At 65.0% G+C, this 15,205-nt stretch carries 17 protein-coding genes (1 of these 17 running past the window's edge); 11 read left to right on the top strand and 6 right to left on the bottom strand.

Going from position 1 to position 15,205, the window contains the following annotated elements:
• Positions 1-695 carry the 3' portion of a sulfurtransferase gene (locus EGH24_RS05660; RefSeq protein WP_142979185.1) on the top strand. 172 nt of this gene lie to the left of the window's left edge, so only the last 695 of its 867 coding nucleotides appear in the window; its start codon lies off the left edge, out of view; it ends in the stop codon at positions 693-695.
• Positions 696-1,047: 352 nt separating this feature from the next.
• Positions 1,048-1,683: a rubrerythrin family protein gene (locus tag EGH24_RS05665; RefSeq protein WP_142979186.1), complete on the top strand. Its 636-nt coding sequence runs from the start codon at positions 1,048-1,050 to the stop codon at positions 1,681-1,683.
• A gap of 6 nt (positions 1,684-1,689) precedes the next feature.
• Here the strand turns inward: EGH24_RS05665 and EGH24_RS05670 are convergent, their stop codons facing one another.
• Both EGH24_RS05670 and EGH24_RS05675 read right to left on the bottom strand, forming a co-directional pair.
• Positions 1,690-1,920: a hypothetical protein gene (locus EGH24_RS05670; RefSeq protein ID WP_142979187.1), complete on the bottom strand. Its 231-nt coding sequence runs from the start codon at positions 1,918-1,920 to the stop codon at positions 1,690-1,692.
• A gap of 31 nt (positions 1,921-1,951) precedes the next feature.
• A complete protein-coding gene (locus EGH24_RS05675; RefSeq protein ID WP_142979188.1) occupies positions 1,952-2,434 on the bottom strand; it encodes a hypothetical protein in 483 nt (160 codons plus the stop codon).
• A 100-nt stretch (positions 2,435-2,534) separates the two neighbouring features.
• Between EGH24_RS05675 and EGH24_RS05680 the strand changes: the two genes are divergently transcribed.
• From EGH24_RS05680 to EGH24_RS05705, 6 genes are all read left to right on the top strand, one after another.
• Entirely contained in the window at positions 2,535-3,662 is a 1,128-nt protein-coding gene (locus EGH24_RS05680) for a pyridoxal phosphate-dependent aminotransferase (RefSeq protein ID WP_142979189.1), read from the top strand.
• A gap of 49 nt (positions 3,663-3,711) precedes the next feature.
• Positions 3,712-4,878, top strand: a complete 1,167-nt coding sequence (locus tag EGH24_RS05685) for a thiolase C-terminal domain-containing protein (protein ID WP_142979190.1) — start codon at positions 3,712-3,714, stop codon at positions 4,876-4,878.
• The gene (locus tag EGH24_RS05690; RefSeq protein ID WP_142979191.1) at positions 4,875-5,294 is read left to right on the top strand and encodes a Zn-ribbon domain-containing OB-fold protein; all 420 of its coding nucleotides are present in this window, start codon (positions 4,875-4,877) and stop codon (positions 5,292-5,294) included. Before EGH24_RS05685 ends, EGH24_RS05690 begins: the two co-directional genes overlap by 4 nt.
• Positions 5,295-5,346: 52 nt before the next feature.
• Entirely contained in the window at positions 5,347-6,084 is a 738-nt protein-coding gene (locus EGH24_RS05695) for an NAD(P)H-hydrate epimerase (RefSeq protein WP_142979192.1), read from the top strand.
• Positions 6,085-6,147: 63 nt separating this feature from the next.
• Positions 6,148-8,340, top strand: coding sequence for an AAA family ATPase (locus EGH24_RS05700; protein ID WP_142979193.1), 2,193 nt, complete (start codon positions 6,148-6,150; stop codon positions 8,338-8,340).
• A gap of 75 nt (positions 8,341-8,415) precedes the next feature.
• A complete protein-coding gene (locus EGH24_RS05705) occupies positions 8,416-8,565 on the top strand; it encodes a rubrerythrin-like domain-containing protein (protein WP_142979194.1) in 150 nt (49 codons plus the stop codon).
• A 51-nt stretch (positions 8,566-8,616) separates the two neighbouring features.
• On the opposite strand, the gene EGH24_RS05710 is transcribed toward EGH24_RS05705, so the two are convergent.
• Together EGH24_RS05710 and EGH24_RS05715 are read right to left on the bottom strand one after the other, a co-directional pair.
• A complete protein-coding gene (locus EGH24_RS05710; protein ID WP_142979195.1) occupies positions 8,617-9,207 on the bottom strand; it encodes a thermonuclease family protein in 591 nt (196 codons plus the stop codon).
• Positions 9,208-9,252: 45 nt separating this feature from the next.
• Entirely contained in the window at positions 9,253-9,474 is a 222-nt protein-coding gene (locus tag EGH24_RS05715) for a PLDc N-terminal domain-containing protein (RefSeq protein WP_142979196.1), read from the bottom strand.
• Positions 9,475-9,608: 134 nt separating this feature from the next.
• Between EGH24_RS05715 and EGH24_RS05720 the strand changes: the two genes are divergently transcribed.
• The 3 genes from EGH24_RS05720 (at position 9,609) to EGH24_RS05730 (ending at position 11,967) form a co-directional block, all read left to right on the top strand.
• Entirely contained in the window at positions 9,609-10,679 is a 1,071-nt protein-coding gene (locus EGH24_RS05720; protein WP_142979197.1) for a DUF3179 domain-containing protein, read from the top strand.
• Positions 10,672-11,268 carry a hypothetical protein gene (locus EGH24_RS05725; protein WP_142979198.1) on the top strand — a complete coding sequence of 199 codons (597 nt, stop codon included), beginning with the start codon at positions 10,672-10,674 and terminating at the stop codon, positions 11,266-11,268. Before EGH24_RS05720 ends, EGH24_RS05725 begins: the two co-directional genes overlap by 8 nt.
• 72 nt (positions 11,269-11,340) lie before the next feature.
• Positions 11,341-11,967, top strand: coding sequence for an RNA 2'-phosphotransferase (locus tag EGH24_RS05730; RefSeq protein ID WP_142979199.1), 627 nt, complete (start codon positions 11,341-11,343; stop codon positions 11,965-11,967).
• Between the two features lie 11 nt (positions 11,968-11,978).
• Here the strand turns inward: EGH24_RS05730 and EGH24_RS05735 are convergent, their stop codons facing one another.
• Positions 11,979-13,325 (bottom strand): hemolysin family protein, encoded by a 1,347-nt coding sequence (locus EGH24_RS05735; protein WP_142979200.1) that lies wholly within the window; start codon positions 13,323-13,325, stop codon positions 11,979-11,981.
• Positions 13,326-13,545: 220 nt separating this feature from the next.
• Positions 13,546-15,129 (bottom strand): formyltransferase family protein, encoded by a 1,584-nt coding sequence (locus EGH24_RS05740; RefSeq protein WP_142979201.1) that lies wholly within the window; start codon positions 15,127-15,129, stop codon positions 13,546-13,548.
• Between the last annotated feature and the right edge of the window lie 76 nt (positions 15,130-15,205).

Consider the following 15,205-nt stretch of genomic DNA (forward strand, 5'->3'; position numbering starts at 1 on the left):
ANCTNCAGGACCAGACNACCCGCGACATCCTCNCGAAGGANGACTTCGAGGNNCTGCTNGGNNNNCNCGGTATCTCCGAGGATTCCACGGTCGTCCTCTACGGTGACAACTCCAACTGGTTCGCCGCCTACACCTACTGGCAGTTCAAGTACTACGGTCACGACGACGTGAAGCTGATGGACGGTGGCCGCGAGTACTGGATCGACAACGACTATCCGACGACCGACGAGGCCCCGGACTTCTCGGCCGTCGACTACGAGGCCTCCGGCCCGCGCGAGTCCATCCGTGCCTACCGCGAGGACGTCGAGAACGCCGTCGAACGCGGCATCCCGCTCGTCGACGTGCGCTCGCCCGAGGAGTTCTCCGGGGAGATTCTCGCCCCGNCNGGCCTNCAGGAGACNGCCCAGCGCGGCGGNCACATCCCCGGCGCGNAGAACATCTCGTGGGCNGCCGTNACCAACGACGACGGCACNTTCAAGNNCGCNGACGAGATNCGNGAGCTNTACGCCGACGAGGGCATCGACGGCGAGGGGACCACGGTCGCCTACTGCCGCATCGGCGAGCGCTCCTCCGTCGCGTGGTTCGCGCTGCACGAGCTGCTCGGCTACGACGACACNATCAACTACGANGGCTCGTGGACCGAGTGGGGGAACCTCGTCGGCGCNCCCNTCGAGACGGGCGAAGCAGACGACTAAGTAGCGCGTTCCGAACTCCGTTATTTTTTGGCTGACGCCAGACCCGCACAGCCCTGTAGCCGTGCGTCGAAAATTGCATTTGGACTAGCTGTAGCAAATCGACCCACTCGAAAATCCCGCCCGACTGCGACTGCTTAGTCCGCCGACGCGGGTGGGACTGAAAGGGGCCGGCGGCTCGGCGAACCCGGACGACGCAAGCACCGCAGTGAGCGAAGCGAACGAGGAGCGCAGCGAGTCCCGGGAGCCGAGCCGTCGGGGGCTTTCGGGGCGTTCTCGAAAGATTCGCAACAGTCTGAACCGTACCGTATCCGAACCGGTAGGACTCAAGACCCCTCGCTGTCTACGGACGGGTATGACAGCCAGCGACTTCGTCGACAGCGTCAGCGAGGCCAACCAGACCGCGCTTTCGCGGCTCGGCTCATCGAAAGCACTGTACGCCGAAACCGACGGCGACCTCGATCCCGAGCACGTCCTTCGCGCCGCAGCCATCGCCGAAGACGCCGCCAGCGAGACCTTCCGAGCGTGGGCCGACGACGAAGAAAACGAGGGAGCGGCCGAACTGTTCGCCCGTGTCGCCGACGAGGAGGCTGACCACTACGAGACCGTCGCCGGCGAGATCGACGACGCGCCGCGGGCCGCCGACAACGACCTGCCGGCGATCCAGTCAGTATTGCGCGGGTTCGACGACACCGTCGAGCGGGCCGGCGGCCTCGTCGGTCGCTGTCTCGTCGCCAAGAAGTCGAAAGAGCAGTATACGGGCTATTTCACCGGCGAAGCCGACCCACAGACGGCCAGTCTCTTCCGCGGGCTCGGCAGCGACGTTGCCGAACAGATCGACGCGGCGGCCGAGCTCATCGAAACGGTCTGTGCAACCGACGACGACCGTGAGCGCGCTCACGACGCCGCAAGCGAGGCGATTCAAGCCGCCTACGACGAGTACACCGAGTCGCTAGAAGCGATGGGTGTCAACCCCAAACCGGTCTGCTAACCGCCGTTAAGCGTCGTTACTCTTCTCACGCTCGTTCGGCGGCGGACTGACGAATTTGAAGTAGCCGAACAGGCCGATAGCGAGGATGATGTAGTAGATCGCCTGCGGCCATGCGTTCGGCGCGTACGACCACGCGATCGAGATGCCGAGAAAGATGATCGTCGAGGCTGCGATGTCCTCAAGCAAGTTCGTCTCGTACTTGTAGAGTCGCCGAATAAACCGTTTCAGTCGGCTCACATCGGTGCCGACGGAAACAACCCCTAAAAGATTATTCACCGCGGATCGCTGCTGGCAATCCTTCGTCCCGCGCCGCCCCGTCGCTGCGATAGAGCACGGTCAACAGTCCAAGGAGGACTGCTTCGAGGAGTTTCGACACCGAGGCGAGCGGGTCGTTGGCCAAATGCGCGAGGACGACCCGCCATGCGGCCTCGTCGTGGGTGATCGGCTCGGGCCCCCACGGCCAGAACGCACCGTGGGCGAGGCCGGTATGCCACAGCGCGTAGCCGACGATGTAGGTGGCTATCAGGGCGATGCCGGCAAGGTAGATCGGTTTCGGATTGCGGCCGTCGAGGATTTGGGCGATGCCAAGCAGAATCGCTGCTCCCGAGGCGAGAAACAGCAGCGGCCGCGGGTCGGGGAACTGGCCGGCCTGTAGATAGACGACCAACTGCGGGAACCCCCAGTAGAAGTGAATCCCTGCGACGGCGACCGCGAGCGCGCCGGCGGCATAGCGGAGTCCGGAACGGTCCATACGCCTGTTATGATCGAGTGGTCCCTGAGCGTTTCGATGCCCTGGCGACGGACTCGACCGAGTGAGAAAAGCTATCAGCCCGGTGGCCCCTGCTGTGAGTATGACTGTATTTGCCGACCGCGTCGAGAGGATCTCGATCAGTGGTATCCGTGAAGTCTTCGAAGCCGCCGGCGAGGACGCGATCAACCTCGGCCTCGGTCAGCCGGATTTCCCGACGCCCGAGCACGCCCGCCAAGCTGCCGTCGAGGCCATCGAAGCCGGCCAAGCCGACGGCTATACTGAGAACAAAGGCCGCATCGAACTCCGCGAAGCTATCGCTGCCAAATACGACCGCGACCAAGGAATTGACGTCTACCCCGACGACGTGATCGCTACGTCCGGCGGCAGCGAAGCCCTCCATCTCGCACTCGCAGCGCACGTCAACGCCGGCGAGGAGGTCATCATCCCCGATCCTGGCTTTGTGTCCTACGACGCCCTCACAAAACTCGTCGGCGGCGAGCCTGTGCCGGTCGGCCTCCGCGATGATCTGACGCTCCATCCCGCCGCGGTCGAGGACGCCATCACCGACGACACCGCNGCGTTCGTCNTCNNCTCGCCCGCNAACCCNACCGGTGCCGNCGCNGTCNCCAGCGAGGACGATATNCGCGAGTTCGCNCGCATCGCCGACGAGCACGACGTGCTCTGCNTNTCNGACGANGTNTACGAGTACACGATCTTCGAGGGCGAACACCACTCGCCGATCCAGTACGCCGACAGCGACAACGTCGTCGTCGTCAACTCCGCCTCGAAGCTGTTCTCGATGACCGGCTGGCGACTCGGCTGGGTCATCGCCAGCAACGAGCGCATCGAGCGCATGCTGCGCGTCCACCAATACACCCAAGCCTGTGCGAGCGCGCCCGCGCAGTTCGCCGCTGAAGCCGCCCTCGACGGACCACAGGCCGTCGTCGATGAAATGACCGAGTCGTTCCGTCGTCGTCGGGATATTTTACTCGATGGGCTCGCCGAGCACGACATCGAGTGTCCGACGCCGCGCGGCGCGTTCTATGCGATGCCGCGCGTGCCCGATGGGTTCGTCGATGAATGCATTGATCGCGGGGTAATCGTCGTCCCCGGCGAGGCATTCGGCGAGGGCGGCGAGGGACTCGCCCGCATCTCGTATGCGACTGACGAGGAGACGCTGCGGGAAGCTATCGACATCATGGGCGAGGCTGCCGCGGCTGTTCGCTGAGCGGTCGACTCCGAGCCAACGTTTTATTCTGGGGGTTGCAAGTGCCAGTATGACTTCCGTCCGCGTCGCTGGCGTCGGCCTGACGCCGTTCGGCGATCACGGCGACCGCGCCGGCCGCGACCTCTTCGCCGAAGCCGCCGCGGCCGCTATCGACGACGCCGAAATCGACCGCGCGGCCGTCGACCAGCTCGCTTACGGCAACTTCATGGGCGCGCTCGCCGAGCAGCAGGGCCACCAGGCCCCGCTGATGGCCGAGGCTGCCGGCCTCGACTGTCCAGCGACGCGATACGAGGAGGCCTGCGCCTCCGCCGGCGTCGCGGTCAAAGCCGCCGTGGAGGCGATCCGCGCGGGCACTGCCGACCTCGTCGTTGCCGGCGGGATGGAGCGGATGAACTGCCTCGATACCGGCGAGGCGACCGAGGCTCTCGCTATTGCGGCCGACGAACTCTACGAAGTCCGCGCCGGCATGACGTTCCCGAGTGCCTACGCACTCATGGCACAGGCGTACTTCGACCGGTTTGGCGGCGGCCGTGCGGACCTCGCACACATCGCGGTCAAAAACCACGCTAACGCCGTCCCCAACGAGTACGCTCAGTACCAACGCGAGATCACCGTCGATGACGCGCTTGACGCGCCGCCAGTCGCCGAACCGCTGCATCTCTACGATGCCTGCCCGATCACCGACGGCGCGAGCGCGGTCGTCCTTGCATCCGAGGAGTACGTCACCGCCAACGATCTCGACGCGCCGGTCGAGATCACGGGTGTCGGACAGGGCGGCGATCGACTCGCCTTACAGGATCGAGACGCCATTGCCGAAACGCCGGCCGCGACCGAAGCGGCCGAGGTCGCCTACGCCGACAGCGGTATCACCGCCGCTGATATCGACGTGGCCGAGGTCCACGACTGTTTCACGATTGCCGAAGCGATGGCCCTCGAATCGCTCGGCATCGCCGACAGCGGCGAAGGGATTGTTGCCGCCCGCGACGGAAAAACGACCCCGGACGGCGACTGCCCGGTCAATCTCTCGGGCGGCCTGAAAGCTAAGGGCCATCCGGTCGGCGCGACCGGCGGCAGCCAGATCGCCGAACTCACGCGACTGCTGCGGGGTGACCATCCCAACAGCGAGCACGTCGCCGACGCGACGACGGGCGTCGCACACAACGCCGGCGGCACCGTCGCCAGCGCGGTCGTCCACGTGTTGGAGGTGGCAGAATGACCGAGGAGAACCAAACCGCGGACAGTGAGCCAGCCAGCTACGACGAGTGGCTTGACGCCATCGCCGCCGGTGAGGGATTCTATCTCGAATCACCAGCCGGTGTCGGCTCGTTGCCGCCGCGCCGCGTTTGTCCCGAAACCGGTTCGACCGACCTGACACGCCAGCCGCTGCCCGAGACCGGCAGGATCGAAACCTACAGCGTCGTCCACGTCGCCACGCCGGGCTTCGCCGCCGACGCGCCGTATGTCAGTGCCATCGCCGACTTCGGCCCGGTGCGGATCACGGGCATCGTCCGCGGGATCGATCCCGACGCAATCGGCGATGACGAGGATATCATCGGCGACGAGGTTCAGCTAACCGTCGAGCCCCGCGAGACGACCGACGACCGCCTCGTTGTGTTCTCGCCGATTGAGTAACGCGAGTGCCCGGCGGCGACGCGCCTTTGTACCCGGCTGGGCGACCCCACGTATGGACGCTGCCGCGTTTCGAACTGCCCACGGCGAGCCAGTTCCCGCTGTCACGGCCGCGGAGATGGCCGAAGTCGATCGCGTCGCCGTCGAGGAGTTCGGGCTGGGAATCATCCAGATGATGGAACACGCGGGACGAACGCTGAGTCGTACCGCCCTCGAAAGCGACGCGAACCAGATGGTCGTTGTCGCTGGCGGCGGTGGCAACGGCGGCGGTGGATTGGCCTGTGCTCGCCACCTCGCCGCCCGCGACCGACTCCATTCGATCGTTCTCGACCGCTCACCCGACGAATACGAGGGTGCGCCGGCAACACAGCTTCGACTGCTTGAGCGAATGGGCGTCGAGATCATCGACGCCGATGCAGCACCGGAACCGGCCGCGACAGCCATCAGCGACGCCGACCGCATCATCGACGCACTCATCGGCTACGGCCTCACCGGCGCGCCGCGGGGCACCGCTGGCGACCTCATCACCGAGATGCAGTCGGCGGCCGCGCCGGCCCTCTCGTTGGACGTGCCATCCGGCGTTGATGCCACGACCGGCGAAACCGCTGGCGTCGCCGTCGAACCGGAGCAAACGCTCACGCTGGCACTCCCGAAAACGGGACTGACGGCGACAGCCGGCAGCCTTCGCTGTGCGGATCTGGGGATTCTAGCCGGCGTCTACGAGGCAGCCGATATCGATTACGACCATCCCTTCGGCGACCAGTTCTGCGTTGATCTGACTGTCACAGAGTAAAAGGCACGGTAGCACACCACACGTGTCGGGAACCCTAAACCACAGGCAGTCCAAGGCCACGCCATGAGCGACGACGAGGGGTTGGCACTCACCGTTCGGAGCGCGGAGAAACGCGACGCCGGCCGGGGGATCGCCCGCCTGCCGGACAGTGCGATCCGCGAGCTCGGCGTACTGAGCGGCGATACGGTCATCATCGAAGGCCAGACGGCGACGGTCGCCAAGGTCTGGCCCGGTGGCCACGACGTCGCCGCCGGCACCGTTCTCATCGACGCCGACACTCGCGCCAATGCCGACGTGAAAGTCGGCGAGCAGGTCCGCGTCAAGAAGGAATCAGTCGCCGAGGCCGACTCGGTGACGCTGCAAGCACCCGATGAACTCGGCGCAGTCGATATCGCCCACGACACCATCGAAACGGCAGTCAAACGTGGCCTGCGGGATCGGCCGATCAGAACCGGCGAGGGCGTCCGGATCGAACGCCTCGCCGGCAGCCGGTTCGTCGTCACCGACACCGATCCCGAGGGGACCGTTCGGGTGACCGGATCGACAGCTGTGACCGTCTCGCCGATCACCGGCAGCGACGCGAGCGGGGGAGAGTCAGCGGGCGACAAACTCCGCAAGACGGTCGACCGCGCAACGGGTGGCGAGCGAAGCGACGCGCCACAGCGGCCGGCGACGGGCGTCACCTACGAGGACATCGGCGGCCTCGACGACGAACTCGAACTCGTCCGCGAGATGATCGAACTGCCGCTCTCGGAGCCGGAAATCTTCACTCGCCTCGGCGTCGATCCGCCGAAGGGCGTCCTCCTGCACGGCCCGCCCGGAACGGGGAAGACCCTCATCGCCAAGGCCGTCGCCAACGAGGTCGATGCGACCTTTCTCACTGTCTCCGGGCCGGAAATCATGTCGAAGTATAAGGGCGAAAGCGAGGAAAAACTCCGCGAGAAATTCGAGGAAGCGGCCGACAACACGCCGGCGATCATCTTCTTCGACGAGATCGACTCGATCGCTGGCAAACGCGACGACGGCGGCGACGTAGAGAGCCGAGTCGTCGGCCAACTCCTCTCGCTGATGGACGGGCTGGACGCCCGCGGCGACGTGATCGTCATCGGCGCGACCAACCGCGTCGACTCGCTCGATCCCGCTCTGCGTCGTGGCGGCCGNTTCGACCGCGAGATCGAGATCGGCGNCCCNNGCGAGGCNGGNCGNCGGGANNTNCTCGANGTNCACACNCGCNGNATGCCGCTNGCCGACGACGTGGATATCGACAAACTCGCTGCCCGCACGCACGGCTTCGTCGGCGCGGACCTCGAAAGCCTTGCGACGGAGGCGGCGATGACCGCGCTCCGGCGGACGCGACACGCCGGCGAGGATCTCCGGTCGGTCGAAATTACCCGCGAGGACTTCGAGGCGGCGATGACGGCGGTCGAACCATCGGCCATGCGGGAGTACGTCGCCGAGCAGCCGACGACGGACTTCGACGACGTTGGCGGGCTCACCGAAGCCAAAAAACAACTCGAACAGGCCGTGACGTGGCCATTGCAGTACGGGCCGTTGTTCGACGCCGCCGATACGACGCCGCCGACCGGCGTGCTCCTCCACGGGCCGCCCGGTACGGGGAAAACGCTACTCGCACGTGCGATTGCGGGCGAAAGCGAGGTCAACTTCATTCAGGTGCGCGGGCCGGAACTGCTGGATCGCTACGTCGGCGAGAGCGAGAAGGCCGTCCGGGAGGTCTTCGAGCGCGCCCGGCAGTCCGCGCCGGCGATCATCTTTTTCGACGAGATCGACGCCATCGCCGGCGACCGCGACAGTCTCGGCAGCGATTCGGGGGTCGGCGACCGCGTCGTGAGCCAACTGCTGACCGAACTCGACCGCCTCAGCGATACGCCCAACCTCGTCGTGTTGGCGGCGACCAATCGAAAGGACAGCCTCGATGAGGCGTTGCTCCGCTCCGGGCGGCTGGAGCGATCTATCGAAGTCCCGAACCCCGATTTGGAGACCCGCCGGGCCGTCCTCGGGGTGCATACGCGCAACATGGCCTTGACCGACGACGTTGATCTCGATGCTATCGCCGAGGCGACCGAAGGGGCCTCCAGTGCTGACCTCACGTCGATCTGCCGGGAGGCGTCGTTGTTGGCGATCATGCAGTTGACCGAGCAGTACGAGGGAACGGCCGCCAACGACCACGCCGACGAGCTGGTGATTACCGCCGAGCAGTTCACAACGGCGCGGGATTCGATCATGGGCACCGAGTGAGTGCGTCTCGGTGTCGCCGTCTGACCTTGGCTGACCAAGGAGTATCCTCACCCCGACAGCGACGTGAGTTCTTGTATGCGAAGAACTACCACAGAATCGACGCCGTCGCAAACGAGTCTCTACGTGTGTCTGGATTGTGGCAACGGGATCGAGGGCGATTTCGAGACCGAGGACTGCCCGAACTGCGGCGGCCGGCTGCTCAACACGACGGTCCCACATGACTGAGGACCCAGCGGTCGCAGTGGCTACTTGGATTAGCCTTCGACTCAATCCATCCTATTCATCGAACCCCCACAGTCCGACGCCTTCCTCCCGGGCGGTTGCTTCGGTTGCCGCGAACTCATCTCGGAGCGTGAACGGGCTGTCGTAGAGGCGGGCATAGCCGCCGGCGAGGAGCTGTTTGTTGAAATTCTCGCCGTCAACGTAGATGTAGGCCAACAGCCGCCCGTAGCCGCCGCGGCGGTCCGCTTCGGGGTCGACGACGAGTCGAACGTCTTGGCCGGCCAACTCCCGCTCGGCGAAATCAGTGGCGCGGCCGCCCCACATAGTTAGGTGGTCGCGCCCGGCGTCCGTGTCGGGAATCCCCTCGAACTCGTCGGGGCCGACCTGATTCGGCGGGGTTTCGGGCGTGTCAACGCCTAAGAGCCTGACCGTCTCTGTTGATCCATTTTCGTACCGAATATCAACCGTGTCGCCGTCGACGACGTGGGTGACCGTCACGTTCCACGACGGCCCCGCGACGGTATCGACGGGCGCGGCTGTGGGCTCGGCATCGGGCGTCGGCAACGGCGCGAGCCCGCTACAGCCGGTGAGGGCGACGACAGCGATCGTAGCGATGACCGCGATCAGTCGGCGGCGATGTTGCATACCACTCTCTTTGCGGGTAGCATCAAGAAACGGCGGGCTGTGTGATTACTTCCGACCGAGCAGGAAGTACAGGACGATCCCGAGCAGCGGGGCGAGGAAGACGACGATCGCCCACAGGAACGCCGGCTGATCGCTGTTGTCCTTTGCGTCGGTGTAGGTCCACACCACGAGGGCGAGCTGGACGAGCAGTACCAGTACCGAAAATATGGATGTGATGACGGCCGCTGGCCCGGTTCCGGGGCCGAACAGGACAATACTGGAGGGCATGATACGTGCAACTGGCGGGGGAGGTCTCAAATCTGTTGTGGTTCTGCCTATCGACACGGCTAACTCCCGCGGGGGAGTGTATGGCTGCTGCACACTCGCTCAACGGTTATGTAACGGTCCGGCGAAAGAACACCATGCACCGGCCTACCAGACGCCACCTCCTCGCTGCGACCGGGATCACCGCCCTCGCTGGCTGTACTGGCGGCGGGTCGGGCACCGACTCGTTCACCCGGCCGCTTGACCTCCCGACGGTCGACGAGCGGTTGCCGCTCCCGGCCGAGCCGGCCACCCTCCGAGACGAAGCGCGCTCCGGCGGGCCACCCAAAGACGGCATTCCCTCCATCGACGAGCCTTCTTTCATCGACCCCGACGCCGTCGATTTCCTCGATCCGGGTGATCCGGTCTTCGGCGTCGCCAGCGACGGAGCCATCAAAGCCTACCCGCAGAAGATACTCGTCTCTCACGAAATCGTCAACGACGACCTCGATGGGACACCTGTCAGCGTCACCTACTGCCCGCTGACCGGCACCGTACAGGGTTTCTACCGCGGGAACACCGAGTTCGGCGTCTCCGGGCGTCTCATCAACGCTAATCTCGTGATGTACGATCGGACGACTGAGGCGTGGTGGCCACAGATTCTTGCGACTGCGATCCCGGGCCCGTGGAACGAAACCCCCGAGGTTCGCTCGCTACGGGAGTTCCGCCTGATCTGGACGACGTGGGAGCAGTGGCGCGAGCAACACCCGGAGACGCAGGTCCTCTCGACGGATACCGGCCACGCGAAAAACTACGGCCGCGATCCCTACGGCTCCTACAATCCACGCGGCGGCTACTACGAAACCGAGAACATGATCTTTCCGGGGCGGGTCGAGGACGACCGCTACCACCGCAAGCGCGTCGTCATGGGTGCGAGAGCGGCCGACGGCGCGGTCGCGTTCCTGAAGGACGCGCTCCGCGAGAACCGCGTAATGACGGGCGAACTCGGCAACACGCCGGTCGTGGCAGTCTACGATGATCGCTACGACACCGCCTACGTCTACCGGAATCCAGACGAGCAGTCAGTCAGCCATGAGGCAGACGGCCAAATCGCTAGCGGCGGCTCGACGTATGCACCCGACGCTCTCCCACTCTCCCGAATCCACACCTTCGACGCGATGTGGTTCGCTTGGATCGGCTACTACCCAGAGACGAACGTCTATGGCTAACACGAGGCGAGAACGGTTCGGCGAGGCCGTCTCGCGGACGCGCGCTGCGGTGGCGATGACACTCCGCCGCCGTGATGGGCAGGCTGTCTTTGCTATCGTGACCACCGCGTACCTTCTCGTATATCTCTGGGGTATCGGTCATCTCGACGCCGGGCTTGGCGGCCTCAGCGTCACCGTCGTCGACGATCCGCTGGCGACGCTGCTTCGCTCGGAAGGGGCGTTCTCGTTTCGCCCGATTGCGCGCGTCGCTCTTGGGCCGGTCACCTACTTGGCATCGCTGAACACGCTGATCGGCGGTGCGGTCGCCGCGCTGGTCGGGCTGAACCTCGCGGTGAGCTATCTTGCGTGGCGGCAGCCGGCGGCCTGCGGGATCGGCCAATCCTCATCGGGGCTGATCGCCGGGATTCCGGCGTTGCTCTCGGGGACGGCCTGCTGTGGTCCAGTCGTGTTGATCGCCGTCGGGATTCAGGCCTCAAGCGCGCTGCTGACTGCGTTGCAGTTCCTGTTACCGGTGGCCGTGCTCATGCTACTCGGGAGCTTGGTGCTCGTCGGGCGGCAGATAACCGTCGGGTCGTCGAGTGTGTCGTAGTGCCGGCAGCGCGTCAGCAGCGAAACTTCCATCAGCCGGTGGCAAATAGCTGTGATAACAACCGAAGCGACAATGAGCGACATTTCGTACTGCGACGAACACGGCTATTTTGATAGCGCGACGTGCCCCACCTGCGGCACGTCCGGCACCCACATCCTCAATGGATCGACCCGAAGACAGGTGTCAAAGTTTCTCAGCGGTGCGTTGCGGCATTTTCCCGACGATGCCGGTCTCGATCTCGACGACGCTGGCTGGACCACCCTCAACACCGTCGTCGACCGCGCGAGCGAAAAGTACGGGATCGACCGCGAGGCCGTCGAGGGAATCATTCGAACCGATCCGAAAGGTCGATTCGAGGTCGACGATGGGCGGGTGCGGGCGGCCTACGGCCATTCGGTCGCCGTCGATCTGGATTCCGGCGGGACGCCGGTCCCGGATACGCTCTATCACGGCACCTCGCCCGACGCGCTGGTATCGATCCGCGAAGAAGGGCTCAAACCGATGAGCCGGCAGTACGTCCACCTCAGCGAATCAGTCGACGACGCGAAAGAAGTCGGGAGTCGCCATGCGGCCGATCCCGTGATTCTACAGATCAACGCTGCGCCAATGCAAGCCGACGGCCAGACGATTACGAAACGCGGAAAGAGTGTCTACACAACAGATCACGTGCCACCACGCTATCTGTCGGAACTCGACTGAGCGCGCGGTCTCTACGCCGCGTCACTTTCCTCGCCGTTGTTTGCTTCCTCGTCTACCGGCGTGAGCCGTACGGTTTCGATTCTGGCTCCATCGACCGCGGTGACTTCGATTTGGTAGCCGCCAGTTGTCACCGTCTCGCCGACGCTTGGCGAGCCGCCGAGCAAGCCGAGCGTGAGCCCGCCGATGGTTCCGTAGCTGGTATCGAATTCGGTGTCGAGCGCGTCGCCCACTTGCTGAATCGAACACGCGCCGTCGGCAACGTAGGTGTCTTCGCCGTCCTCGCGGATCGCCGGCTCGGGAGCCTTTGCGTCGAAGGCATCCCGGAGGTCGCCGACGACGAGTTCGACGGTATCCTCGACGGTGACGATCCCCTCCAGCGTCCCCCACTCGTCGATGACGACGGCGAACTGGGTGTGTTCGTCTTGGAACAACGAGAGGAGATCGTCGACCGCCAAGGTTTCCGGCACCAACGGCACCTCGCGGGCCAACTCGGCGATGGTGAGTCTCTCGGTGTCCTCGGCGGACGCCTCCAACAGATCCTTCGCGTCGACGTAGCCGACGATTTCCTCCTCGTCGCCAGTGTCGTCGATGACTGGGTAACGGGTGTGGCCGTGTTCGGCGACCAACGAGCGCGCGGCCGCGAACTCCATGTCCGCAGGGATCGATACCACGTTCGGGCGCGGCACCATCACGTCTTGGACGGTCGTGTCGTCGAGTTCGAAGACCTGTTCGATCATCTCGACCTCGTCGCCGGTGACGGTCCCGGCACTCCCGGCGGTACTCAACACCATCAGGATCTCCTTTTCGGAGAGCGTTTCATCGGTTTCGGAGGCCGGCGGGACGCCCAACAGCCCGGTGAACCAGTTCGCCGCGCCGTTGAACACGACCAACCCCGGATAAAACACGTAGTAGAAGAGCTTTAACGGCGGCGCGATCAACAGCGCGATCTTCTCGGCTTCGGCGATGGCGACGGTCTTCGGAGCCAACTCGCCGAAGACGACATGAAGGAAGGTGACGACGCTGAACCCGATCCCGACGGCGACGAGATGCAGCGTCCCCGCCGGCAACACCGGGGCCAAAACGGGTTCGATCAGCGCGGCGACCGCGGGCTCGCCGATCCACCCCAGTCCGAGCGAGGCAACGGTGATCCCCAACTGCGTCGCCGCGAGGTAGTCGTCGAGGCTGCCGACCGCCTCTTGGAGTGTTCCCGCGCCCGGCCGCCCTTCTTCGACCATCTGATCGACCGCCGTCGAGCGAATCCGGACGAGGGCGAACTCCGATGCGACGAAAAAACCGTTGAGCGCGACTAAGAACAGGGCCGCGAGGAGCCGGCCCGCCGACCACGCGAGTGCTACCATCCGGAGCCTCCGGTAGGGCGGCAGCTATCAGGCGTCAGTCGGGACTGACACTGCGACGGGCGGTTTCGCCGGCGAATCGCTCGATGAGGGCCAGCAGACATGGCTCCCGATTCTTGATGTGTACACAAAGTGCTGGTGCTTGGAGGGGTTCTCAGTCCTGGCAGAAATCGCGCGAACTCACTGCGTTCGTTCGCTGACTTCCGCAACTCCTTCGCTTCGCTCAGTCGTGTCGGAAACAACGCATCCCGGTGAAGACCATCGCCATCCCGTGNNCGTNNGCGGCNNCGATCACGTCCTCGTCGTTGACGGAGCCGCCGGGCTGGATNACCGCCNCGATNCCNGCGTCGGCCGCCTCCTCGATACCGTCCGGGAACGGGAAGAAGGCGTCNGAGGCCATCACNGCGCCNTCNGCNGANTTNCCNTCNGCGTNNNNCTCGGCNTTCNTCGCCGCGAGTTCGACGGCATCGACGCGGGAGACCTGCCCGACGCCGAGGCCGACCGTCTCGGTCCCGGTGGCGAAGGCGATCCCGTTGGATTTGACGTGCTTCAGGGTCTGCCACGCGAACGACATCGTTTCGAGTTCCTCGTCGGTCGGCTCGCGTTCGGTGACGACTTCGAACTCATCGGGGTCGGGCGATGCGAGGTCGCGCTCTTGGACGAGTCGCCCGCCGACAATCGGTTTTTCGGTCATCGTCTCCGAGACCTCGCCGAGTTCGCCCACGTCAAGGATGCGGAGGTTGTCTTTCTCGGTNAGNACGTCGAGNGCNGCGTCNGTGTAGNCCGGCGCGACGACGACCTCCTTGAAGGAGTCGACGACCTGCTCTGCCGTCGCGGCGTCACACTCGCGGTTGAGCGCGACGATGCCGCCGAANGCGCTNNTCGGGTCNGTNNNNAGNGCNTNGNCGTAGGCGTCGGCCAGCGAGTCCGCAACCGCACAGCCCGCGGGGTTGGTGTGNTTGATNACGGCNGCGGCNGGCTCGNCGAACTCNTTNANCAGGTCCAACGCCGCGTCGGCGTCGTTGTAGTTGTTGTACGACAGCGCCTTCGCCCCCTCGTTCAGCTGCGGAGCGGTGACGACGTTNGCCTCCTCGCAGGNGCNGTCGGCGTANACNGCACCGTCCTGATGGGGATTTTCGCCGTATCGCAAGGTATCGGCGAGATCATCGGCGACCAGTCGTCGTTGCGGGAAGTCGCCGCCGGTGTCGCCATCGATTTCGACGGTTTCGGCCGCGCGGTCGACGCTCACGCGGTCTTCGGCGAACCAGCGGACCGCTCGCGGGTAGGCGGTGAACTCGCCGTCGTAGAGGACGCGCTCTTTGAGGTCATCGACAGCGTCGCCCTCGTAGANNGGGANGGNCTCCTGCGTGACGATGGGNCCGNCNTCGACCNNCTCGNNGACGACGTGNACGGTACAGCCGGTNANGCGNACGCCGGNNTCGAGNACCTGCTCGTGGGCGTCNATCCCGGGAAACGCCGGCAGCAAAGAGGGGTGGACGTTGAGCGTCGTCGGGACGTTGTCAATGAACTCGTCGGTCAGAATCCGCATGTAGCCGTCGAGACAGACCAGATCGAAATCGTAGCTTGCCAGCGTCTCGACGATCCGTTGTTCATGGGACTCGCGGGACTCGCCGTCCTCGCGGGTGACGACTTCGGTCGGAATTCCACGTTCCGACGCGCCCTCCAAGACGGGCGCGCCATCCTCGTTTGTCAGGACGATAGCCAGCTCCGCACCGCCCGGCGCGCGGTCGGCGATATGCAGCAGATTTCGGCCGCGATTACTCGCTAAGCCGGCGATTTTCACCATACCATTGGGTGCCCGGGCGACCGAAAAACAGTTGCGGTCGGCTTCCGCAGTCACCCGTCACCGACGCACAAACGCC

The organism is Halonotius terrestris (assembly GCF_006861665.1).
GTDB classification, from domain to species: Archaea; Halobacteriota; Halobacteria; order Halobacteriales; family Haloferacaceae; genus Halonotius; species Halonotius terrestris.